Source organism: Streptomyces sp. NPDC058308, assembly GCF_042880275.1.
Taxonomy (GTDB): Bacteria; Actinomycetota; Actinomycetes; order Streptomycetales; family Streptomycetaceae; genus Streptomyces.
Genome location: NZ_JBHVZA010000002.1, coordinates 607,773 through 632,065, shown reverse-complemented (window position 1 = coordinate 632,065; position 24,293 = coordinate 607,773). Strand labels below are relative to the sequence as shown.

The window sequence follows — 24,293 nt, the reverse complement described above, 5'->3', positions numbered from 1 at the left end:
CGCGGGGCAAACGCGCCCGCCCCTACTCCCGCGGATGGTCACGGCAAACCCCCGCCCCCCGGCCCCTACTCCCGCCGTACGTCGCGGGGCAAACGCCCCCACTCCTACTCCCACGGCCCCCGCGGGGCAAACGCGCCCGCCCCTACTCCCGCGGATGGTCACGGCAAACCCCCGCCCCCCGGCCCCTACTCCCGCCGTACGTCGCGGGGCAAACGGGTGGGCGGGTGGGATAACTCCGCCGCGAAGCGGCGGGCCTGTTCGTACCGCGAGCGGGGAAGCGGGGGAGATGCCCACCCACCCCCGGCCCCCTCCGCCGCGAAGCGGCGGGCCTGTTCGCGCCCGCGCGGAGGGAGACGAGCAGAAGCCCCACCTCCCGGCCCCCCGGCACCCGCACCCCGCCCCGCCCCGCCCCGGAATGACGTACAGAATCCCCCCAACACCCTCCACACCCCATACCCTCAAGACATGCCCCGCCGCCATCTCCGCATGACCGGCGCAGCCGACGCTCCGCTGCGGGCCGCCCTGCGCGCACTGCGTACGGAACTGGACGTGCCCGAGGAGTTCCCCGCCGCCGTCCTCGCAGAGGCGGAGCAGGCCGCCGCGTCACCCCGGCTGCCGGGTCACGACGCCACGGACCTCCCCCTCTTCACCGTCGACCCGCCCACCTCCGTCGACCTCGACCAGGCCATGCACCTGGCGCGCCGCAAGAGCGGCGGCTTCCGCGTGTCGTACGCGATCGCGGACGTCGCCGCGTACGTCACGCCCGGCGGCCCCCTCGACGACGAGGCCCACCGGCGCGTCACCACCCTGTACTTCCCCGACGAGAAGGTCCCGCTGCACCCCACGTCGCTGAGCGAGGGCGCGGCCAGCCTCCTGCCCGGGCAGACCTGCCCGGCCGTCCTGTGGACGATCGACCTGGACGCGGACGGCCGCACCGAGCGGACGGACGTGCGCCGCGCCCTCGTCCGCAGCCGGGCCAAGCTCGATTACGAGGGGGTGCAGAGGGCCGTCGACGGTGGCACCGCGGAGGAGTCCGTCGCGCTTCTGCGGGATATCGGGGAGCTGCGCGAGGAGCGGGAAGCCGACCGGGGCGGCATCTCCCTCGACGTCCCCGAGCAGCAGGTCGTCGAGCGCGACGGAACGTACGAGCTGGCTTTCCGCGCCCCGCTCCCCGCCGACGGCTGGAACGCCCAGATCTCGCTCCTCACCGGCATGGCCGCCGCCGAGCTCATGATCGCCTCCGGTACGGGCGTCCTGCGGACGCTGCCCACCGCACCGGACGGCGCGGTGGCCCGGCTGCGCCGTACCGCGAAGGCCCTGGACATCGACTGGCCCCACCACGTGTCGTACGCGCGGCTCGTCCGTTCTCTCGACGCCCGCCGGCCGCACCACGCCGCCTTCCTCCAGGAGTGCACGACGCTGCTGCGGGGCGCGGGCTACACGGTGTTCGCCCATGGCGAGGTCCCCGAGCTGACCACGCACGCCGCGGTCGCCGCGCCCTACGCCCACTGCACCGCCCCGCTGCGCCGCCTCGTCGACCGCTACGCCTCCGAGCTCTGCCTGGCCGCCTGCGCGGACGCACCTCCCCCGGAGTGGGTGCTCGCCGCCCTGGGCGAGTTGCCCAAGGAGATGGCGGACGGCACCCGGCGCGGCAACACGGTGGAGCGCGAGTGCGTGGACCTCGTCGAGGCCGCCCTGCTCAAGGACCGGGTCGGCGAGATCTTCGACGCGGTGGTGGTGGACGTGAAGGAGCGCGAACCGGCCGTCGGCACCGTCCAGTTGGCCGAGCCCGCCGTGGTGGCCCGCATCGAGGGCTCGTCGAGGCTGCCCCTGGGGGAGCGGTTGCGGGTCCGCCTGGCCCGGGCCGACCCCGGCACCGCGAAGGTTCAGTTCGCGCCCGCGTGAGGCGGGAGCGCCGACCGCAGGGCCGCGAGGCGCTGTACCGGCTCGTCCGCGTGCGGCCGGACCCGGTGTCGAGCGGGCGCACGACCCGCCGTACCGGGCCCTGCCCGCCGCGAGCAGGCGTGTGCCACGATCGAGGGAACGACTTCCGATCCCACGGACGGCTGATCACCCGATGCCCCAGTCTGACGAGCGACCGAAGGAGGGGCGTGACATGACCGCCATGGCACACGAGCCGCTCACGCAGGCAGAAGTCCTGCTGGAGGGCTTCCTCGCTCTGGACACCCCGGAGGGATTCCGGGCGGAACTGATCGAGGGGGACATCGTCGTGACGCCGCCGCCGGACGGGGACCACGAGGACTACATCAACCTGGTCGTGAAGCAGGTGATCAGGCGTTCGCGGACCGACATGGACTTCTCCGGGAACAAGGGGCTGAAGCTGCGGAGCGGAGGCGGCTGTCCCAAGAACCACGCCGTACCCGACGGCACCTTCGCCCCCACCGAGCGCCGCCTCTTCCGCGGCGCCGACCCCTGGATGCCCTGCGAAGGCGTCGCCCTGGTGGTCGAGGTGACCTCCAGCAAGCCGGCGGCCGACCGCGAGGCCAAGCGGCGCTGCTATGCCCGGGGCGGCATCCCGCTCTACCTGCTCATCGACCGCGACGCGTCCTCCGTGACGCTCTTCCGCGACCCGCGGGGCGACGACTACCGGGAGCTCTGCACGCGCCCCTTCGGCAAGCCGGTGGAGCTGCCCGAACCGTTCGCCTTCGAGCTGGAGACCGCGGCGTTCAGCTGACCGCCCCGGCACGGGGCGCGGGGCCCGGCGGGTACCATGGGCGGCACGGCAGACGAGCCGGGCGGACGGTCGCGTGAAGATCCCTTCGGGGGCTTCCCGAGGAACGTCCGGGCTCCACAGGGCAAGGTGGTGGCTAACGGCCACCCGGGGTGACCCGCGGGACAGTGCCACAGAAAGCAGACCGCCACGCGCTCAGGCGCGGGGTAAGGGTGAAACGGTGGTGTAAGAGACCACCAGCGCCTGAGGTGACTCAGGCGGCTAGGTAAACCCCACCTGGAGCAAGGTCAAGAGGAGCGCCGTGAAAAGCGCTCTGCGCGGACGTTCGAGGGCTGCCCGCCCGAGTTCGCGGGTAGACCGCACGAGGCCGGCAGCAATGCCGGCCCTAGATGGATGGCCGTCGCCGCGACGTCCGCGAGGACCCGCGGTACAGAACCCGGCGTACAGCCCGGCTCGTCTGCCCCACCCGCTCCGGCTCCGGCCGGGGCGGACCTCACCACCCCGGCCCGCGCCTGTGGGGCCACAACCTGCCGGGCCTTCCCTCGGTACGTTCCCTCAGCGGAAGGCTCTTCATGACCCACCAGGACCACCCCGTGACCGAGGCGACCCCGCCCGTCTCCTTCGCCGGGCTGGAGCTGCCGCCCGCGCTGCTGCGCACGCTCGACGAGGCCGGCGTGCGCGAGCCCTTCCCGATCCAGGCCGCCACCGTGCCCAGCGCCCTCGCGGGCCGCGACGTCCTGGGGCGCGGGCGCACCGGGTCCGGCAAGACGCTCGCCTTCGGTCTGCCGCTGCTCGCGCGGACCGCCGGGCGGCGCGCGGAGCCGAAGCAGCCCCTCGCGCTGGTCCTGGTACCCACCCGTGAGCTCGCCCAGCAGGTCACCGAGGCCCTCATGCCGTACGCCGAGGCGCTGCGGCTGCGGATGGCCACGGTCGTCGGCGGTGTGTCGATCGGCCGCCAGATCGCCGCGCTGCGCGACGGCGCCGAGGTCGTCGTCGCCACCCCCGGCCGGCTGCACGACCTCATCGAGCGCAAGGCCTGCCGCCTGGGCCGGGTCCGGATCACCGTCCTGGACGAGGCCGACCAGATGTGCGACATGGGGTTCCTGCCGCAGGTCACCGAGGCGCTGGACCAGGTGCACCCCGACGGTCAGCGGATGCTGTTCTCGGCCACCCTGGACCGCGACGTCGACCACCTGGTCGGCCGCTATCTCCACGAGCCCGTCGTCCACTCCGTCGACCCGTCGGCCGGTGCGGTCACGACGATGGACCACCACGTCCTGGTCGTGCACGGCCCCGACCGGTACGCCGTGACGACGGAGATCGCCGCCCGCGACGGCCGCGTCCTGCTCTTCCTCGACACCAAGCACGCCGTCGACCAGCTGACCCGGCACCTGCGGGCCAGCGGAGTGCACGCCGCGGCCCTGCACAGCGGCAAGTCCCAGCCGCAACGCACGCGCACCCTCGCCCAGTTCAAGGACGGCAAGGTCACCGTGTTGGTGGCGACCAACGTCGCCGCCCGCGGCCTGCACGTCGACGACCTGGACCTCGTGGTCAACGTGGACCCGCCTACCGACCCCAAGGACTACCTGCACCGTGCCGGCCGCACCGCACGGGCCGGCGAGTCAGGGCGCGTCATCACGCTCGTCCTGTCCGGGCAGCGCCGCGAGACGAGCCGCGTGCTCGCCGAGGCCGGCGTCGAGCCGAAGGTCACCAAGGTGCGCTCGGGCGAGGCCGAGCTGAGCCGCATCACCGGGGCGAAGCGCCCCTCCGGCGCGCCGCTCGACGGCGGCCCCGCCGCGCCCCGGCCCAAGAACACGAACACCCCCTTCCGCGGCCTCGGCACCAGCAAGGACACCTCCCGCGGCACGGGCGGCAAGTCCAAGAAGGGCAACGAGGCCCGCAAGCTCGCCGAGGCCCGCAAGGCGGCCCGGGTGCGCCGCGGCGGCTGACGGCGGACTGGCTTGGGCCGCCAGGCCGCGGGAGGTGTCCTCGCTGGCGCCGATGCCGCCCGTACGGAACGGAGTGGCCACGCCCCCGCCGCGGTAGGCATTCCGCGTGCAGACTTTCCTCCCGTACTCCGACTTCACGCGATCCGCCACGGCCTTGGACCGGGCCCGCCTCGGCAAGCAGCGGGTCGAGGCGCTCCAGGTGCTGCGCGGCCTGACGGTGCCCGGGTACGGGTGGCGGCACCATCCCGCGGTGCGCATGTGGACCGGCTATGAGGAAGCCCTGGTCCGCTACGGCCTCGACGTGTGTGCGGTGTGGGTGGCGCAGGGGCGCACCGACACCTGCGCCGCCACCCTGGTCGCCGACTTCGCCCGGCACCGGCCCGACACCGCCGTACGGGCCCAGGAGCAGCTCGCCGACGACGGCGAGCTGCCTCCCTGGCTGGGGGACCCGGCCTTCCACCGCAGCCATCGCTCGGCACTGGTGCGCAAGGCGCCGGAACTCTACGCCCCGCTCTTCCCGGACGTTCCCGACGACCTGCCCTACGTCTGGCCCCCTTCCGACCGGAGCCCTTCGTGACCCGCGCTCAGGGCTTGCGCAGCTTGGTCGTCGCTCAGAGCTTGCGCAGCTTGGTCGTGTAGACGTGGTTGGCGATCTTGTCGCCCAGGGTGAGTCCGTCCTCGGCGTCCCAGGGGAAGTGGACGCCGAGCCAGACCCGGCTCTGGGCGTCCTCCCTCGCGGCCTGGCCGAAGCTCGTGAACGAGCGGGACTTGACCGGGGACTGCGGTTCGTCGGTGGTCATGGTGAAGGCGATGTCGTCGCTTCCGAAGTAGCGCTTCATCACCCCGGCCCAGGAGGCGCCGAAGGTGGCGTGTCCGGAGGCCCAGGCCGGGAAGCAGGGCGAGACGTTCACTCCGGCCCGCGTCTTGAGCAGGGGTTTCCAGGCGGGGTCGAGGCCGCCGTCGCGGATGGCGGAGACCGGTCTCCACAGGTCGATCGGGGTCAGGTACTTCACGTCCCGCACCGCGATCCCCGCGTCCGCCATCGCGATCGAGACGAGGGCGAACAGCCGGGCGTTCTCGTACGTGGTGAGTTTGCGCTGCGTCGCCACCTCACGCGTGGCCTGGAGCAGCTGGCCCGGCGGCTTGTACGTGCCGTCCTCGTCGTTCGCCCAGAACCAGGCGGCGGCCTCCTGCTCCGGGGTCCGGTTGACCTCGGGGGTCGCGGCGGTGGGCTTGTCGGCGCCTGCCGAGCGCACCGCCGCCACCTGCTGCTTGTACGCGTCGCTGGCGAGCAGCTTCTCGTACGTGCCGTACAGGCCGGGAGTCGAGGGCCGGAACTGCGAACCCGACGTCAGCGCGAAGGGTTTGACCTGACCCCAGAACGGAGTCACGGCCTGGCTGGCCTGGGTACAGCCGGGGTCGACCATGTCGGGGTAGCTGGTGGGTCGCCAGGCGCCGGGCTTGTTGTCCGCGACGTACACCTGGTCGTTGTCGGAGCCGTCGCCGTCGCGGGCGTCCCGCATCTGCTTGACCATCGGCCCGACGACCGTGGTGTCCAGGAGGTCGAACCCGGTCGGTTCGGTGCCGAAGCGCTGCCGGAACCGTGCGTCCAGGTAGTTGGTCTGCCCCGGGTAGAGTCCGAGCAGGATGTTGTAGGCCGTGCGTCCGACGACCCGCTCCTCCTCGTCCGGCCCCTCGGCCCACCCCGTGTACTTCGTGGCGCGGATGTACGGTTCGGAAGTGATCTTGCCCTTCCACTTGAGCTGGTACGAGGACTCCGCGTCGTAGACGGCGGCGTTCAGCATGGCGGCGGATCTGGCCATCGGGCCCGGACCGCCGCCCTCTCTGCGGATCACTTCCATGAGCACGTCGTTCCAGTAGTGCACCGGGTCCGCGATGGTCTGCGGCGGCAGCGCCGTCTGGGCCGCCCGGGCCTGCGGCACCGCGGTCAGCGCGGTGCTCGCGGCCGCCAGGACTACGGCGACCGCCAAGGCCCGGCGCCGGCGCGCCGTCCGTACGACGTCGATGGTTCGGGTGTTCGTGGTCATGCCCAACCCCCCTGATCACGATCCTGATGACGCACCACCGGAGCGGTGGCGGCGTGATCCTCGCCGCAGCGCAGCCCCGGCAGAAGCCGCTTTCCACGGAATGACCGGCCCCGGTCAGCTGCTTGGCCGAAACCCGCCACCGTCGGCCGGTGGACGCGTCGGCCGTCCTCGGTTCCTCGTTTCCTCGTTGCGGCCGCTGCCCGCTCACGAGGGCAGCGCGGGAACAGCCGGTCCGGGCAGCACTGTTGCATCGACAGGCCCCGGGACCGCGGTATCCGCCGCGCTCTCGGAGCCAGCCGTTGTCCACTCTCACCACTGAAGGACTGTTCATGACAGAGCGACCCTTGACACTCATGGCCGTGCACGCCCACCCCGACGACGAGGCCACCGGAACCGGCGGCGTCCTCGCGCGGTATGCGGCGGAGGGCATCCGCACGGTGCTCGTGACGTGTACCGACGGCGGTTGCGGTGACGGGCCGGGGGGCGTCAAGCCGGAGGACCCCGCGCACGACCCCGTGGCCGTCGCCTCGATGCGCCGTGCGGAACTTCAGGCGAGCTGCGACGTCCTGAAGATCAGCGACCTGGAGACGCTGGACTACGCCGACTCCGGGATGATCGGCTGGCCGAGCAACGAGGCCCCCGGATCCTTCTGGCAGACCCCCGTGGAGGAAGGTGCCGCCCGGCTCGCGGAGCTCATGCTGCACTACCGGCCGGACGTGGTCGTCACCTATGACGAGAACGGCTTCTACGGGCACCCCGACCACATCCAGGCCCACCGCATCACGATGGCGGCCCTGGAGAAGACCGGGCTGACGCCGAAGGTGTACTGGACGACGATGCCCCGCTCGATGATGGCGCGGTTCGGGGAGATCGTGCGCGAGTTCAACGAGGACATGCCGGAGCCGGATCCCGCGGAGGCCGAGGCCATGGCCGAGATCGGCCTCCCTGACGACGAGATCAGCACGTGGGTGGACACCACCGCGTTCAGCGGCCAGAAGTTCGACGCGCTCGCCGCGCACGCCAGTCAGGGCGAGAACATCTTCTTCCTCAGGATGGGCAAGGAGCGGTTCGGTGAACTGATGGGGGTGGAGACCTTCGTACGGGTTCAGGACCCCACCGGCGCGCCCGTGCCGGAGACCGACCTTTTCGCCGGACTGCGCTGATCAAGTTGTCCAGGTCTTGACAACTTGATTGGTCTGGACCAACGATGCGCACAGGAGCGGTGGCCACCGTCGTTCACTCCCGTCCTTCACCCCTTCCTGGAGGTGCCCCGTGGACCGTGTACGTCAGGGCAGATCCGGCTTCCGCCGGAGATTCGGCGCGGCCATCGCCGTCGGTGCGGCCGCCGCACTCGCCGTCACCGCGCTCGCCGCACCCGCACAGTCGGCGGACGACAGAGCCGCCTCCACCGAGGCGGACGTCCACGCCGACGTCAACGTCGCCAAGAACGCCGGCTTCGAGTCGGACCTGAGCAACTGGACCTGCGCCGCGAACAGTGGTGCCGCCGTCACGTCCCCCGTGCACGGCGGCGCCAAGGCGCTCAAGGCCACCCCGTCGGGCCAGGGCACCGCGGAGTGTTCGCAGGTCGTCGCCGTGAAGCCCAACTCGACGTACAAGCTGAGCAGTTGGGTGCAGGGCAGCTACGTCTACCTCGGCGCCCGCGGCACCGGCACCACCGACGTGTCGACGTGGACGCCGGGCAACACGGCCTGGCAGCAGCTCTCCACCACCTTCACCACCGGCGCGAACACCACGTCGGTCACCGTGTACACGCACGGCTGGTACGGACAGAGCGCGTACTACGCCGACGATGTGAGCGTCTTCGGGCCCGACGGGGGCGGCGGCACCGACCCGGTCGAGATACCGGCCGTGCCGGGCGGTCTCGCGGCGGGCGCGACGACGTCCACGTCGGTGGATCTGTCCTGGACCCCGGTGTCCACGGCCACCGCGTACACCGTCTACCGCGACGGCACGAAGGTCGCCTCGACCAGCGGCGCCGCCACGACCGTCACCGGCCTCACGCCGGAGACCTCGTACAGCTTCCAGGTGAGCGCGTCGAACGCGGCGGGCGAGTCCGCCAAGTCGACGGCGGTGACCGCGCGGACCGGGAAGGGCGGCGGCGGGGACGGCGGCACCGTGCCCAGGCACGCGCTGACCGGCTACTGGCAGAACTTCAACAACGGCGCCACCGTGCAGAAGCTGCGGGACGTCTCGTCGCAGTACGACATCATCGCCGTCTCCTTCGCCGACGCCACCACCACACAGGGCCAGATCACCTTCAACCTGGACCCGGCCGTCGGCTACTCCTCCACCGCCGACTTCAAGGCGGACATCGCCGCGAAGCACGCCGCGGGGAAGTCGGTGATTCTCTCGGTCGGCGGCGAGAAGGGCACCATCTCGGTCAACAGTGACGCCTCGGCGACGGCGTTCGCGAACAGTGCCTACGCGCTCATGCAGGAGTACGGGTTCGACGGCGTCGACATCGACCTGGAGAACGGTCTCAACCCCACCTACATGACGAAGGCGCTGCGCCAGCTCGCCGCGAAGGCGGGCTCGAAGCTGGTGCTCACGATGGCGCCGCAGACCATCGACATGCAGTCCACGTCCGGCGGCTACTTCCAGACGGCGCTGAACGTGAAGGACATCCTCACGGTCGTCAACATGCAGTACTACAACAGCGGTTCGATGCTCGGCTGCGACGGCAAGGTCTACAGCCAGGGCAACGTGGACTTCCTGACCGCGCTCGCCTGCATCCAGCTGGAGGGCGGCCTCGACCCGGCGCAGGTCGGCATCGGTGTCCCGGCGTCGACGCGCGGCGCGGGCAGTGGGTACGTGGCTCCGTCGGTCGTGAACAACGCCCTCGACTGCCTCACCCGCGGTACCGGCTGCGGCTCCTTCAAGCCGTCGAAGACGTACCCGGCGCTGCGCGGCGCCATGACGTGGTCGACGAACTGGGACGCGACGGCGGGCGGCACGTGGTCGAACACGGTCGGCCCGAAGGTGCACAGCCTTCCGTAGCGACTCCCGGAAGTCACCCGCTACTTGGCCGTGTGCGTGGGGTAGACCTGGACGTCGGTGTAGGCGCCCTTGATCTGCCCCGCGCCCGCGGGCCACCGCAGGCTCACGCTGTGGGTCTCGTTCGGCGGCGTCACCAGGATGTTGGTGGGGGACGCGAGGCTGTCGCCGGAGGTGTCGATGTCGTAGGCGAGGTTGAAGACGGCGGCGTCGCCGGGCTTCAGGGTGGTGACACGCGGCTGGGCCTGGCCGCGCTCGATGGGGCTTGAGGTGTGGTCCTCGTCCTTGATGTCGACGCCCGCGAAGCCGGTCGCCGAGCAGGTGGCCGAGCCCCGGTTGATCATGGTGATGTCGATCCGGCCGGTGTTCGCGTCGGGCGCGGCGTCCCTGGCGTCGATGGCCAGGTCCGCCGTCTTGCAGAACGTGACCTTGGCGCCGGTGTTCGTCGTGCCGTTCGTGCCCGCCTCGGCCTTGCTGTCCGCGCCGGAGCCCGCCTTCGTGTCGCCGGCCTCCGAGCCGCCTTCCGTCTTCGAGCCGCTGCCCGAGGACGAGGAGCCGCTGGTCGAGGACGAGGCCGCGGAGCCCTTGGCGGACGAGTCCGTCCCGGAGTCGTCGCCGCCGCAGGCGGTGAGCGAGAGGGTGGCGGCGACGCCTATGGCGGTGAGAGCGGAGATACGGGTGTACTTCACGGTTCCCCCAGAAGGAGCGCGGTGCGTGCGGTCGGAAGTATTTGTATCTCGCACCGAGTCACAGGCGGTCTGCCGCGACGTCTTCGTTCTGTCACAGGCGTACCGGCCTCTGGGGGAGGGCTGGGGCCCTAACAGTCCTCGCTGCGGCTCAGGTGGATCAGATGGGCCACCGTGGGCGCCGTGCGCTTGGTGCGGATCCGGCGCAGGTAGGTGCTCACCGTGTGCACGCTGATGCCCAGACGTCTGGCGACCTGCTTGTGTGAGAGGCCTGCCGCGATGTGGGCCAGCACCTGGCGTTCCCTGTGGGACAACGCCGGTGCGTTCTGCGGGCGGCTGTTTCCTGGCATCTTCCCTCCGGGAGGGACTGTCAACACGTACGACGGCTGTAGCCGCAACGTGATCTAACCACGGTCGTGAAGAAACAGAAAGGAATCACCGCATACCCGGGGGGAATGTGCAGCTACTGAGTGCGACTGGTGGTGTCAAGTCCCCAATTCGAGGGACTGTGGGCGCGCTTCGGGGCGGGTGAGTGTGAAGACGGTCTCGGCTGAGCACAGCCGTGCACGACCCGAACGGCAGCAGCTCGGCGCGGACCAGGGGGGATCGGTTGCGGCACTTTCGCCTGCTCGTGGTGGGCAACGCCGTGTCGGCGTACGGCAGTTACCTGAACATGGTCGCCCTCAACGTCTTCGTCTACGAGGTGACCGACAGCGCCCTCGCCGCTGGACTCTTCATGGCTGTACGGCTGTTGACCAGCGTCGTATCCGGCTTCGTGAGCGGACGGCTGGTCTCGGCGCATGACCGCAAGAGGTTGATGGTCGGTGCCGATCTGACGCAGTGCGCCGCCATGGTAGCGCTGCTGATCGCTCCCGACGCGGGGCGGGCCGGGCTCCTGTACGTGCTGGCCGTCGTGACCGGCTTCTGCTCGACCCTGTCGGGCGTCGCGCTGCGCAGCAGCATCCCGGAGATCGTCGGCGGCGAGCTGCGGATGCGCGCCAACTCCCTGCTCGCGACCGGGCGTTCCCTGGCGATGATCGCCGGCTTCGCCTCCGCGGGCGTCGTGGTCGCGCAACTGGGCTACACCGCCGCCATCTCCCTGGACGCCGCCACCTTCGCGGTCTCGGCGAGCGTGCTGCTCTCGTTGCCCCTTCGTACGAGGGCGGAGGCCAAGGGCGACGCCGGGGCGGCGGAGAGCGGCGTGCGGCGGGGCGGGCGCAGCGGCTCGCTTCTGCTGTTGCGGGCCGCCCCCGTCCTCGCCCTCATGATCGCGCTCAGGGCCGCCGACGGACTCGGCTCCTCGTCCCACAACGTGGCGCTGCCGGTCTACTCCAGCGACCTCGACCCGTCCCATCCGGCCACGTTCGTCAGCCAGTTCTGGGCCACCTGGGCCATCGGCAACATCGTCATGCAGCAGGTGTGCGGGCGGTGGGCCGGGCGTGGCGGACGGCAGGGGCCGGGGGAGCGGGCCTTCGCGGTCGGGGCCTGCGTGATGTCCGCCGCGTTCATCGTGGTCTTCGCCGGGCTGCCCACGGGCGTCGCGGTCGCGGCCGCGCTGGTGGCGGGCATGGCCGACGGGCTCACCGAGATCGCGTACGTCACCCGCCTCCAAGCCGCGCCCGACGAGCAGCGCGGCAGGCTCTTCGGGCTCTCCGCGTCGGTCGAGAACACCGGGTTCGGCCTCGGGATGCTCGTCAGCGGCGCCCTCCTTGACCGCTTCTCACCCCTTCAAGTCGTGGGCGCCCTGCACGGGTTGGCGATCGCGCTCTGCCTGGGCCTGTTCGTCGTCCTGCTGCGTCACCAAGGTCACCAAGGGCGGAAGGGCGGGGGCCGGGGGCGCCCTATGAGCCGGAGCCGGAGCCGGAGCGGGAGCGAGAACGAGAGCGGGAGTGAAGTGCGGTGAACGACGCAGTCCGTGATGCCGTGGCCGTCGTGGGGATGTCCTTCCGGCTGCCCGGCTCCGACACCCCGGAGGAGTTCTGGCGCACGATCCACGACGGCGCCGACCGCATCCGCCGCTTCACGGACGCCGAACTCGCCGCCGCCGGGGTGCCCGAAGAGGAGTACCGCGCCGAGGAGTTCGTCGGGGCGAGCGGCGTCCTCGACGACATCGCCGGGTTCGACGCCGCCTTCTTCGGGATGAGCGCGCACGAGGCCCGGATCACCGATCCGCAGCACCGGCTGTTCCTGGAGTGCGTGCACCACGCCCTGGAGGACGCCGGGTATGCGGGCGCGGGGCGGGGGGAGCCGACGGCGGGGGACACCGGGGGCCGGGGCGGTGGCCACGACGTCGGGGTGTACGCCAGCACCGGCTACCACCTCTACTCCCTGCAGACCTATCTGCAGAACAACGTCCTGCGCGGCGGCATCGCGGACTGGGTCGCAGGGCTCCAGGTCACCATCGGCAACTTCGCCGACTTCACCGCCAACCGCGCCGCCTACCGCCTCGGCCTGACAGGACCGGCCGTCAACGTCCAGACGGCGTGCTCCAGTTCGCTCACCGCGGTGTATCTCGCCGCGCAGTCGGTCGCGGCCGGCGAGTGCGACCTCGCCGTCGCGGGGGCCACCGCCCTCCATGTGCCGCAGGTGCTCGGATACCGGTACGTCAAGGGCTCCATCCTCTCCAAGAGCGGGGTCCTGCGGCCCTTCGACGCCGACGCCGACGGCACGGTCGGCGGCACCGGCGTCGTGGCGGTGGTGCTCAAGCGCCTCGACCGGGCCGTCGCCGACGGCGACCACATCCACGGCGTCATCCGGGGCTGGGGCGTCAACAACGACGGCGCGGACAAGAAGGCGTTCACCGCGCCCAGCCCGGCGGGCCAGCGGGGCGCGATCCGCCGCGCCCTGGAGCGGGCGGGCGTCGACGCGGGCACCATCGGCTATCTGGAGACGCACGGGACCGGCACGTTCAAGGGCGACCCGATCGAGTTCGAGGGCGCCACCGCCGCGTTCCGGGCCGACTCCGACCGCAGGGGCTTCTGCGCGCTCGGCTCGGTGAAGGCCAACATCGGCCACCTCGACGTGTGTTCGGGTCTTGCGGGCCTGGTCAAGGCGCTGCTCGTGCTGCGGCACGGTGTCATCCCGCCGATGGCCAACTTCCGCCGTCCCAACCCGGCCCTGGACCTCGCGTCCAGCCCGTTCTACATACCCGAGTCCCCCCGCCCCTGGCCGCGCGGCGACGTGCCGCGACGGGCCTGCGTCAGCTCCTTCGGCGTCGGCGGCACCAACGTCCACCTCGTACTGGAACAGGCCCCCGAGCCCACGCCGCGCCCGGCAGACGCCCCGCCGCCCGCGGGTGTCCTGGTCGTCTCGGGCCACACCGAGGCGGCCCTCGCCGACAACGCCACGGCCCTGCGCGACCACCTGCGCGCGCACCCCGGCACCCACCCCGCGGATCTCGTGACCACGCTGGCCCTCGGCCGCGCCCACCGCAGACACCGGCTCGCCGTACGCGGCGACACCGTGGCCGCGCTCACCGCGGCCCTGGATGGCTGGCTGCTGCGGCCGCCGACCCCTGCGGGCGGCGCCGACACTGGCTTCCTCTTCACCGGGCAGGGCAGCCTCCACCGGGGTGCGGCACGCGTTCTCTACGAGCGGTTTCCCGTCGTACGCGAGGTCCTGGACGCCTGCGAGCGGCAGTTCACCGCCCTCACCGGCGGGGCCGGCCTCCTGGCCCCGCTGCTCGGCACCGGGGACGCGGCCGCGGGGGAGCGGGCCGGGGAGCAGGTGGCGGACACCGAGGTCGCGCAGCCCGCGCTCTTCGCGCTGCAGTGCGCGCTCGTCGGGCTGTGGCGCGAGGCCGGGATCGCCCCCCGCGTGGTGGCCGGGCACAGCGTGGGCGAGTACGGCGCGCTGCACGCGGCGGGGGCGCTGTCCGCCGAGGACGGGCTGCGCCTGACGGCCGGGCGCGGCAGGCTGATGCGGCTGCGGTGCGCGCCGGGCGCGATGGTCGCGGTCCCGGTGCGGGAGCGCGAGGCGGAGAAGCTGGCCGCGGAAGTGCCCGGCGTGGCGCTCGCCGTCACGAACGGCGAGCTCAGCCAGGTGCTCGCGGGCCCGGCCGCCGCCATGGCGGAGCTGATGGAGCTGCTGGCCGAACGGGGCGTCCACGCGCGGGAGCTGCCGGTGCGGCAGGCCTTCCACACCGCGCTGATGGAACCGGCCGTCGACGGGCTCCGGGGCCTGGTGGCCGACGTCGAACTGCGCCCGTGCGCGGTGCCGTTCGTGAGCGGCCTCGACGGGCGCACCCGTCCGGCGGGCTGGGTTCCGGACGCCGACTACTTCGTACGGCAGGCGCGTGAACCGGTGCGATTCGCGGACGCACTGCGCGAGTTGGGGTCTTCGTACGCCGGGGTCGGTGCGCTGGTGGAGATCGGCCCGCACACGACGCTCAGCGGACTCGCCCGCCGGGAGCTGCCGGACCGGGCGGCACACCCGACGCTGCGGCGCGGCGCCGGGCTCGCGCCGCTGTGGGACGCGGCCGCCGGGCTGTACCGGGCCGGTGCGCCGGTCGACTGGCGGATCTTCATGGGCGGGGCGGGCCGCAGGATCCCCCTGCCCGGCTACCGATTCCAGCACAAGGACTACTGGACAGGGCCGGAGAACCACCTTCCCCGGCTCGGATCACCCGTACAAGCGGCAAGGGATGGGGCGGAAGTGGCACAGGACGAGGCAGCGGTCGAGCGCGTGCTCCAGCACATCATCAAGGTCACCGCGAAGCACCTCAGCTACGACACGAGCGAGATAGCCGAGGACGCCTCCTTCTTCGAACTGGGGGCGGACTCGCTGCAGATGATCGGCGTGCTCCGGGAGCTGGAGGAGGAGCACCGGGTCAAGGTGTCGATGCGGGAGCTCTTCGAGGAGGCGGGGTCGGCGAAGGGCCTTGCGCTGATCATCGTGCGGAAGGCGGGGGGTGGGGGGACGACGCCGGTGGCGGAGCCGCCTGTGTCGGCGCCTGCGCCGGAGTCCGTGCCAGCACATGTGCCCGCCGCTCCTGTGTCAGCTGTGCCCGCCCCTGTGGCAGATGCGCCCGCCCGTGTGTCTGCTGTGTCAGCGCCTGTGGCAGCTGTGTCAGCGCCCGTGACGGCCGCCGAGTCCGCCCCGGCCCCGGCCACCGCCGCGCCCGCCGAGTACGCCACCCGCCGAGAAGTGGACGACCTCGTACGCCAGGTCCACCAGCTCTCGCAGATGCAGCTCCAGCTCATGGGGCAGCTTTCCCAATTGCTGGCCGCGCAGACCGCGCACGTGGCCGCCGACGGCAAGGCGGTCCTGTGACCGGGACCGCATCCGCAGGCCGCTCCGTGTCCGCCGCGGTCGACGAGGACCTCGCCGCGATGACCGAGCTCTCGGAACGCATCGCCCGGCAGATGGGCGCACCGACGCAGGCACAGGCACCGACGCAGGCACAGGCACCGGAGCAGGCGCAGGCGGCGCGGCCGGAACCGGCCGCCGACGCCACCCCCGCGCCCCGGCCCGGGCCCGCCCAGCACGGCCCCCGCCTGGAGGTCGCCCGCGGCTCCGGCATGCTGCGCGGCGACGCGTCGAGGAGTCAGCGCACCCACCTCGACGACCTCGTGCGGCGCTACACCGCCAAGACGCCCACCTCGAAGAGCATCGCCCAGCGCTACCGCCGCGTGCTCGCCGACAGCAGGGCGGCGGTCGGCTTCCGCAGCAGTACGAAGGAGATGCTGTACCCCATCGCGGGGCGGCGGGCGAAGGGCTCCTGGCTGGAGGACATCGACGGCAACCGCTACGTCGACATCACCATGGGCTTCGGGGTCCTGCTCTTCGGCCACGAGCCCGCCTTCGTCACCGAGGCGGTCCGCGAGCACCTCTCGCGCGGCATCCAGCTCGGCCCGCGCACCGTGGAGACCGGCGAGGCCGCGGAGCTGCTCGCCGGGCTGACCGGCATGGAGCGGGTCGCCTTCGCCAACTCCGGTACGGAGGCGAACTCCGCCGCCATCCGGCTCGCCCGCGCCGCCACCGGACGCTCCCGCATCATCACGTTCGAGGGCGCCTACCACGGCCACAACGACAACGTCCTCGGCCGCTCCCCGCGCACCGGCGGCGACGGCCTCACCACCGTCCCGATGTCCGCGGGCGTCCCGCCGGGCGCCGTCGCCGACCTGCTCGTCCTGCCGTACGGCAGCGAGGAGAGCCTTGCCGTCATCGAGCAGCAGGCGGGCGGCATCGCGGCGGTCGTGGTGGAGCCGGTGCAGAGCCGCCACCCGTCGCTCCGGCCCGCCGACTTCGTACGGCGGTTGCGCGAGCTGACCCGGCGGCACGGCATCGTGCTGCTCTTCGACGAGATGCTGACCGGCTTCCGGCCCGCGCCGCGCGGCGCCCAGGAGCTCTACGGCGTCACGCCCGACCTGGCCACCTACGGCAAGCTGCTCGGCGGCGGGTTCCCCATCGGGGCCATCGCGGGCCGGGCCGACATCATGGACGGCATCGACGGCGGCCACTGGAGCTACGGGGACGACAGCTACCCGGCCGCCGACACCACGTTCTTCGGCGGCACCTACATCCAGCACCCGGTGTCGATGGTCGCCACCCGCGCCGTGCTGTCCCACCTCAAGGAGCACAGCCCGCGGCTACAGGAGCGCCTGAACGCCCGCACGGACGAACTCGCCGCCACCCTCAACGCCTTCTTCGAGGACGAGGGGTTCGCCCTGAGCATGAGCCACTTCGGCTCGATGTTCCGCTTCGAGCACCGCGCGGACATGGAGCTGCTCTACCACCACCTCATGCTGCGCGGCGTCCACGTCTGGGAGTGGCGCAATTTCTTCCTGTCCACCGAACACTCCGACGGGGACGTGGCGTTCATCGCGGAGGCGGTGAAGGACTCGCTGCGGGAGCTGCGTGCGGCGGGGTTCTCCCTCGGCAGGCCGAAGGTGCCGGTGAGGGCGCCGGTGAAGGCCATGGCATGGAACGGGGCAGCGGCGGTCGCCGCACGGGCCGAGCCGGAGTACGAGCCGAAGCGTGAACCGAGGCACGAGCCGAGGCATGAGCCGAAGCGTGAACCGAGGCACGAGCCGAGGCGTGAACCGGAGAGCCGCCGACCCGCCCGACAGGGCCCCCGCACCCTCGACTTCGGCGTCTACTTCTTCGGGGACTATCCGCAGGACGACTCCGCGCCCCGCCACGGCAAGTACGACCACCTCCTGGAGACCGCCCGTTTCGCCGACCGCAACGGCTTCCACTCCCTGTGGATCCCCGAACGGCACTTTCACTCCTTCGGCGGCCTGTTCCCCAACCCCGTCGTGCTCGCCGCCGCCCTCGCCCGCGAGACCGACCGCATCCGCATCAACGCGGGCTCCGTGGTGCTGCCCCTGCACGACCCGATCCGCGTCGCCGAGGAGTGGTCGATGGTCGACAACCTCTCCGGCGGCCGGATCGGCATCGGCTGCGCAAGCGGCTGGCACGCCAACGACTTCGTCTTCTTCCCCGAGCGCTTCGGCTCCCACAAGGAGAAGATGTACGAACAGGTCGCGCAGGTGCGGCAGTTGTGGCGCGGCGAGCCCGTGCGCCGCACCACCGGCAACGGCGAGCGCGACCTGCGGCTGTTCCCCCGGCCCGTCCAGGACGCCCCGCCGATGTACACGGCCGTCGTCGGCAACCCGGCGTCGTACGAACTGGCCGCACGCCACGACCTGGGCATCGTCACCAACCTCATGACCCAGAGCGTCGAGCAGCTCCACGAGAACGTCGCGCTCTACCGCCGCACCCGCGCCGCCCACGGCCTCGACCCGGACGCGGGGCACGTGGCCGTGCTGCTGCACACCTACCTCGCCGAGGATCACGCGGCGGCCCGCGCCGAGGCCCGCGAGCCGTTGGCGCGGTACATGCGCTCGTCCCTCTCCCTGTTCGGGAACGTCGCCAACAGCCTGGGCCACCGGGTCGACCTGTCGGCGATGACCGAGGACGACCTCGACGTGGTCTTCCGCCGCGCCTACGACCGCTACTGCGACCAGCGGGCCCTCATCGGCAGCCCCGAGAGCGTAAGGGCCGTGGCGGACGCGGTGCACGCCGCGGGCGCCGACGAGATCGTCGGTCTCGTCGACTTCGGCGTCGCCCCCGCCGCCCTGCGGGAGGGCCTGGTCCACTTCGACGGCCTGCGCCGGGGGTACGCGATGCCCGCGGGAAGCCCGACCGGCGCGAAGCCGGAACCGGAACCGGAACCGGAGCCGGAACCGGAGCCGAAGCCGGAGCCGGTCGCGGTGACCCGTGGCGGGGTGAGCGGGGAGCCCCTCTCTCCCGGTCAGCAGCGCGTGTGGTTCCTGGAGCGGATGCTGCCCGGCCGCACCGCGTACAACGAGACCAAGGCCATCGAGTTCGAAGGCCCGCTTGACGTCCCCGCCCTGCGGTCCGCGCTTGACGCCCTGGTCGCGCGGCACGAGCAGCTGCGGACCGTCTTCCGTGAAGTGAACGGCGAGGCGCGGCAGTTCACACGGCCCGCGGGTGAGGCGGACTTCGAGGTCGTCGACGGCGCGCGGGGCGGTGATCCCGTCGCCGATGTCCTCGGCGCCGAGAGCGAGCGCCGCTTCGATCTGGCGGAAGGTCCCCTCTTCGTCGCACGCCTCGTCCGCCTCGGCGAACGGCGGCACGTCCTCGTCCTGTCCCTGCACCACATCGTCATGGACGCGGCCTCGGCCGCCGTGCTCGCCCGCGACCTGTCCGCCCTCTACCGCGAGCGCCTTGCGGGCGGCCGGGCCGCGGACCTCCCCGCCCTCACCCGTACGTACGCCGACCACGCCCGCGGCCGGCTCGACTCGCTCGGCGGTCCGAAGGCGGCCGAGGACCTCGCGTACTGGAAGAAGGCGCTCGACGGGGACCTGCCTGTCCTCGCGCTGCCCGCCGACCGGCCCAGGCCCCCTGTGCAGACCTCCCGCGGCCGCGCCCTGTTCCGCACGCTCGACGCCGAACTCTCGCGGCGGGTGCGTGAGTTCGGCCGGGCGCGGCGCGGCACCCTCTTCATGACCCTGCTCGCCGGCTACGCGGCCGCGCTGCACCGCGTCACCGGTCAGGACGACCTCGTCATCGGCACCCCGATGTCCGACCGCACGCCCGAGTACGAGGACGTGGTCGGCTTCTTCGTCAACACCCTGGCGCTGCGCCTCGATCTCTCCGGCGACCCGGACTTCGGCACGCTCCTCGACCGGGTGCGCGGGGTGGCCCTGGACGCGTACGACCACGCCGACGTGCCGTTCGAGGCGGTCGTGCGGGAGCTCGCGCCGCCGCGCACGCTCGACCGGACGCCCGTCTTCCAGACGCTCGCCGAGTTCGAGCCGGACGACCCGTTCCGCTTCGACCTGCCCGGAGTGCGGGCCACCCCGCTCGACTCGGGGCCCGACAAGGCGCTGACGGACCTCAGCGTGTACTTCACGGACCGGCCCGACGGCATCCGCTGCCACCTGGAGTACTCCACCGACCTCTTCGACGAGGCGACGGTCGACACGCTCTTCGGGACGTTCCGTGACGTGCTCACGGAGGCGGTGGGCTCCGAGGTGGCTGCCGCGCAGTCGCCGGACGCGGGGTCGCAGGACGCGCAGTCGCAGGACGCGGAGCCGCCGGACGCGGAGTCGCAGGAGTGGCGTCGCGGACCCGTCCGGCAGCGCACCCGCAGCACGGTCGACTCCCTGGCGTCGCGCTGGGCCGAGGCCGCCCCGCACCGCACCGCGGTGGTCAGCGGCGAAGTGAGCATGTCGTACGGCGAGTTGGTCGGCCGGGCCGAACGCCTCGCGGGCGCGCTGCGCGCCGCCGACGCGGGCGGCGCGCCGGTCGCCCTGTGGCTGCCGCGCGGTGCCGACCTGATCGTCGCCATGCTCGCCGCCCTCAAGTCCGGCCGCGGGTACGTGGCGTTGGACCCCGGCCAGGGCAGGGCGCGGGCCGAGACGATCCTCGCGGAGAGCGGCGCCCGGCTCCTGGTCGTGGACGGAGCCGAGCACGCGGAGGCACGGCCGGCGCCGCCCGACGGGACCACCGTGATCGACGTCGGCGCCGACGCCGTACATCCCGTACGCGCCGCGCCCGCCACGGAAGCCTCGCCCTCCCACGGGCCCGAATCCCTCTGCCTCGCCGTCTACACCTCCGGCAGCACCGGCACCCCCAAGGGCGTCGCGATCCCGCACCGGGCCGTGGTGGACCTCTGCCAGTGGCACCACGCACGCTTCGGGTTCACTGCGGACGACCGGGGCGCCGCCGTGTGCAGCCAGGGCTTCGACGCCTCGGCGCTGGAGATCTGGGCCGTCCTGACCGCGGGCGCCACGGTCGTCGTGGCCGACGACGACACCCGCAGGGACCCGGCCGTGCTGGCCCGCTGGTACACGGAGCACGGGATCACCTTCTCCATCCTGCCGACCGCGCTCGGCGAGGCGGTCCTCGCGCTGCCGGACGACCGGCAGCCCCCGCTGCGGCACCTGCTCCTGGGCGGCGACGTCCTGCGCACCCGGCCGCGCCCCGGCACCCCGTACGAGACGGTGAACGTGTACGGCCCCACCGAGGTGACGGTGCTCTGCACGACCTGGACGGTGGAGCCCGGCGCCGCCGCCGAGGCCCCGATCCCGATCGGCCGCCCCGTCGACAACGTCACACTGCGGATCCTGGACGAGCGCGGCCGTGAGGTGCCCGCCGGTGAGGTGGGGGAGCTCTACGTCGGGGGCCCCGGCGTCGCCACCGGCTACCTGGGCAGGCCGGACCTGACCGCGGAGCGCTTCACCGACGACCCGATGGGCACCGACGGCAGGCTGTACCGGACCGGTGACCTGGTGCGCCGGGACACGGCGGGCGCGCTGGAGTTCCGCGGCCGGACCGACGACCAGGTGAAGATACGGGGCTACCGCGTCGAGCCCGAGGAGGTCGCGCGGACCCTCAACGGCCTCACGGAGGTCGGCGACGCGGTCGTCCTGTCCGGCCGCGACCAGCGGGACGGGGCGAGGCTCGTCGCCCACGTCGTGCCCGCGCGCCCCGGCGCGCCCGGGCAGGAGCTCGCGGACCGGCTCTCGGCTCAGCTCGCCGGACTGCTGCCCGACCACATGGTGCCGCGCGCCTGGGCCGTGCTGCCCCGCCTTCCGCTGTCCGGCAACGGCAAACTGGACCGGACCGCGCTGCCCGCCCCGACCCTGATCACCTCGCCTGCCGCTCAGGCCGCTCCCGCCGCTCCCGCCGCCCCCTCCGGGCGGCCGCGCCCCGCGCGCGACGGCATCGAGGCGCGCCTGAAGCGGCTGTGGGCCGAGGAGTTCGAGGTGGACGTGGCGGCGATCGCCGCCGACGCGTCGTTCTTCGAGTTGGGCGGTCACTCCCTCACGGCGATCCGGCTGGCGAACGGCGTGCGGGAGGAGTTCGGCACGGAGTACCCCGTGGCCCGCTTCTACGAGGAGCCCACGCTGCGGGCCATGGCGGCGTACGTCGCGGGAGACCTCGGCGCGGACGCGGAGGCTGAACAGGACGCGGCAGAACAGGACACGACGTCACGGGACACGACGTCACGGGACACGACGTCACAGGGCGCGACGTCACAGGGCGCGGCGGACGTCGTCGGCCGCGCCCCCGTCACCGTCCAGCAGGGCGCCTTCATCACCCGCCACGGCACGCACCCCCGCCCGCAGATCTACAACGTGGCGATGCGGCTCACCCTGACCGGCGCCCTGGACGTATCGGCCCTGCGCGCCGCGCTGACCGGACTCGTCGCCCGGCACGAGGCGTTGCGCACCCGCTTCGTCGAGGACGGCGGGCAGTGGTGGCAGGAGGCGCTGCGTCCCCGGCCGGTGGAGCTCCCGGAGGAGGACCTCGTCGCGCGCCACGGTTCGGCGCGGGCGGCACAGGAGGCGGCGGAGCGCGCGGCCGCGGACACCGCCGCGGTCCCGTTCGACATCAAGGCTGAACTCGCGCCGGTGCTGCGCCTGTTGCGCACCGGCCCGGACCGCTGGGTGCTGCTCTTCGTCCTGCACCACGCGGCCTGCGACGGCTGGTCGGTCAGTGTCCTGCTGCGGGAGCTGGCCGCGCTGTACCGGGGGGCGGCCACCGGGGTCCCGCACGGCCTGCCGGAACGCGTGCCGCAGCCGGGCGAGTACGCGCGCTGGCAGCGCGAGCAGAGCCGTACGCAGGACAAGGGACGTCTGGTCGACTACTGGGCCCGCGAGTTGGACGGCGCCTCCTTCGGGATGCCGCTGCCGCTGGACCGGCCCCGGCCCGCCGAGTTGAGCGGGGCCGGTGACGTGGTGCTGTTCACGGTGGACCGGGCCGCGCGCGCCGATGTGGAGACGCTGGCGCGACGGCACCGTACGACGCCGTTCGTGGTGACGGCGGCGGCGTTCGCGCGGCTCGTCGCGGAGGCGGGGGGCGAGCCGGACGTCGTGCTCGGCATCTCCCACGCCAACCGTGAACGGCGCGAGTTCGAGGCGCTCGCGGCCTGCACGGTGTCGTCGTTCACGCTGCGGGTCCGGGTCGGCGCCGCCGAGTCGTTCGGGGCGCTCGTGGACCAGGTGGCGCGCGGTGCGGTCGGGGCCATCGACCACGCGGCGCCGCTGCGCGCGGTGGCGGCAGAGGTGAGCGAGGCCCTCGGCACCGAGATCCCGGACCGGCTGCCGCTCGGCTTCCAGTACCAGAGTTCGCTGGAGACCGAGGTCGACCTGCCGGGCGTGACGACGGCGGTCGAGGACCTCGCGGTGCCGGGCGCGCGCTCGGAGTTCAACTTCGGGCTGATCCCGACGGGCGACGTGCTCTCCGGCTATCTGGAGTACTCGACCGACCTGTGGGACCGCGCCACGGTCGAGGACTGGACGGCCGCGTACGTCGAGCTGCTGGCGACGGAGGCGGGGCGGGCGCTCGGCGGCTGACATCGGACGTCACCAACAGGGCGGTGCCCCGCACATCCGGGGACGCCGCCCCGTCCGGCAGCCGCCGAAAGTCGCTCGCGGCCCGCCCCGCGGGCAACTACGGTGCCGATCATGCTGCCTGAGGTGAACACGGACGAAGAGTGGGACCGCGTCGTCGGCGACGAAACGGTCATGCGGCCCGCGGCCGAGGACCTGTGCGCCCGGCTCGGGCTCGCCGGCGCACCCCTGACCCGCTACGCGGAAGGCTCCCAGCCGGTCTACGCCGTCGGCGACGAGCACGTCCTGAAGCTCTTTCCCGGCGCGGCCGCCCGGGACGGCATCGCCGAGGCCCGGGTGCTCAGCCATGTCGAGGGCCGCCTCCCCGTCCCCACGCCCCGGGTGCACGGCTCGGGAACGTACGAGAGCGGCTGGCGCTACATCCTGATGTCCCGCCTGCCCGGTGCGGACCTCGCCGTGGCCTGGCCGCGCATCCCGCGCGCCGACCGGGAGCGGATCGTCACCGACGCCGCCGAGGCCCTGGCGGCGCTGCACGCGCTCGACCCCGAACCGCTCGCCGACGTCCTCGGCCCCGACGACTGGGGCGCGTTCCTCGCGAGGCAGCGCGCGGGCGCGGTCGAGCGGCAGCGCGGGTGCGGCCTCGCGGAGCACTGGCTGGCGCAGATCCCCGGCTTTCTGGACACCGTCCCGCTGCCCGATGTCGAGAGCGTCCGCCAACCCGCCCTGCTGCACACCGAGTTCATGCGCCAGCACCTGACCGTTGATCCGGACGACGGCTGGCGGCTCACCGGGCTCCTCGACTTCGAGCCCGCCATGATCGGCGACCGGGCGTACGACTTCGTGGGCGTCGGCCTCTTCGTCACGCGCGCCGAGCCGGGCCTCATGGACCGCTTCATGAAGGCGTACGGCCGGTCGTTCGATCCGCGCCAACTCCTCGCTTACACACTGCTCCACGTGTACAGCAACCTGTCGTGGTACCTGCGGGAGCTGCCCGCCCCGCCCGAGCCGACCCTCGACGCGCTCGCCGAGGCGTGGTTCGGGCGGTAGCGCGCCGGGCTGTCTGAGAGCCTGCC

At 72.7% G+C, this 24,293-nt stretch carries 13 protein-coding genes and 1 other RNA gene; 11 read left to right on the top strand and 3 right to left on the bottom strand.

What is annotated here, in order from left to right; translation table 11 throughout:
- Window positions 1–465: 465 nt before the first annotated feature.
- From ACFVYL_RS05440 to ACFVYL_RS05420, 5 genes are all read left to right on the top strand, one after another.
- Entirely contained in the window at window positions 466–1,905 is a 1,440-nt protein-coding gene (locus ACFVYL_RS05440; RefSeq protein WP_389712980.1) for an RNB domain-containing ribonuclease, read from the top strand.
- Between the two features lie 220 nt (window positions 1,906–2,125).
- Window positions 2,126–2,695 (top strand): Uma2 family endonuclease, encoded by a 570-nt coding sequence (locus ACFVYL_RS05435; RefSeq protein ID WP_389713024.1) that lies wholly within the window; start codon window positions 2,126–2,128, stop codon window positions 2,693–2,695.
- A gap of 53 nt (window positions 2,696–2,748) precedes the next feature.
- Window positions 2,749–3,152: RNase P RNA component class A (gene rnpB, locus ACFVYL_RS05430), an RNA gene on the top strand.
- Between the two features lie 112 nt (window positions 3,153–3,264).
- Window positions 3,265–4,641 carry a DEAD/DEAH box helicase gene (locus ACFVYL_RS05425; protein WP_389712978.1) on the top strand — a complete coding sequence of 459 codons (1,377 nt, stop codon included), beginning with the start codon at window positions 3,265–3,267 and terminating at the stop codon, window positions 4,639–4,641.
- 106 nt (window positions 4,642–4,747) lie between these two features.
- Window positions 4,748–5,218, top strand: a complete 471-nt coding sequence (locus ACFVYL_RS05420; RefSeq protein ID WP_389712976.1) for an MSMEG_6728 family protein — start codon at window positions 4,748–4,750, stop codon at window positions 5,216–5,218.
- Window positions 5,219–5,252: 34 nt separating this feature from the next.
- Here the strand turns inward: ACFVYL_RS05420 and ACFVYL_RS05415 are convergent, their stop codons facing one another.
- Window positions 5,253–6,689, bottom strand: a complete 1,437-nt coding sequence (locus ACFVYL_RS05415; protein ID WP_389712975.1) for a vanadium-dependent haloperoxidase — start codon at window positions 6,687–6,689, stop codon at window positions 5,253–5,255.
- Between the two features lie 329 nt (window positions 6,690–7,018).
- Here ACFVYL_RS05415 and ACFVYL_RS05410 point away from each other — a divergent pair, with 329 nt between their 5' ends.
- Complete coding sequence (locus tag ACFVYL_RS05410) at window positions 7,019–7,852, top strand: PIG-L family deacetylase (protein ID WP_389712974.1); 834 nt, start codon at window positions 7,019–7,021, stop codon at window positions 7,850–7,852.
- Window positions 7,853–7,961: 109 nt separating this feature from the next.
- The gene (locus tag ACFVYL_RS05405) at window positions 7,962–9,707 is read left to right on the top strand and encodes a chitinase (RefSeq protein ID WP_389712973.1); all 1,746 of its coding nucleotides are present in this window, start codon (window positions 7,962–7,964) and stop codon (window positions 9,705–9,707) included.
- 20 nt (window positions 9,708–9,727) lie between these two features.
- On the opposite strand, the gene ACFVYL_RS05400 is transcribed toward ACFVYL_RS05405, so the two are convergent.
- Window positions 9,728–10,393 (bottom strand): DUF4232 domain-containing protein, encoded by a 666-nt coding sequence (locus tag ACFVYL_RS05400; RefSeq protein ID WP_389712972.1) that lies wholly within the window; start codon window positions 10,391–10,393, stop codon window positions 9,728–9,730.
- 128 nt (window positions 10,394–10,521) lie between these two features.
- Complete coding sequence (locus ACFVYL_RS05395; RefSeq protein ID WP_389712971.1) at window positions 10,522–10,740, bottom strand: response regulator transcription factor; 219 nt, start codon at window positions 10,738–10,740, stop codon at window positions 10,522–10,524.
- Between the two features lie 260 nt (window positions 10,741–11,000).
- Here ACFVYL_RS05395 and ACFVYL_RS05390 point away from each other — a divergent pair, with 260 nt between their 5' ends.
- The 4 genes from ACFVYL_RS05390 to ACFVYL_RS05375 all read left to right on the top strand — a co-directional run bounded on the left by ACFVYL_RS05390 (window position 11,001) and on the right by ACFVYL_RS05375 (window position 24,267).
- Complete coding sequence (locus ACFVYL_RS05390) at window positions 11,001–12,293, top strand: MFS transporter (RefSeq protein WP_389712970.1); 1,293 nt, start codon at window positions 11,001–11,003, stop codon at window positions 12,291–12,293.
- Entirely contained in the window at window positions 12,290–15,661 is a 3,372-nt protein-coding gene (locus tag ACFVYL_RS05385) for a type I polyketide synthase (RefSeq protein WP_389712969.1), read from the top strand. Before ACFVYL_RS05390 ends, ACFVYL_RS05385 begins: the two co-directional genes overlap by 4 nt.
- On the top strand, window positions 15,658–23,223 hold the full coding sequence (locus tag ACFVYL_RS05380; RefSeq protein ID WP_389712968.1) for a MupA/Atu3671 family FMN-dependent luciferase-like monooxygenase: 7,566 nt from the start codon (window positions 15,658–15,660) through the stop codon (window positions 23,221–23,223). Before ACFVYL_RS05385 ends, ACFVYL_RS05380 begins: the two co-directional genes overlap by 4 nt.
- Before the next feature lie 111 nt (window positions 23,224–23,334).
- Window positions 23,335–24,267 (top strand): aminoglycoside phosphotransferase family protein, encoded by a 933-nt coding sequence (locus tag ACFVYL_RS05375; protein WP_389712967.1) that lies wholly within the window; start codon window positions 23,335–23,337, stop codon window positions 24,265–24,267.
- The last annotated feature ends 26 nt before the right edge of the window (window positions 24,268–24,293 follow it).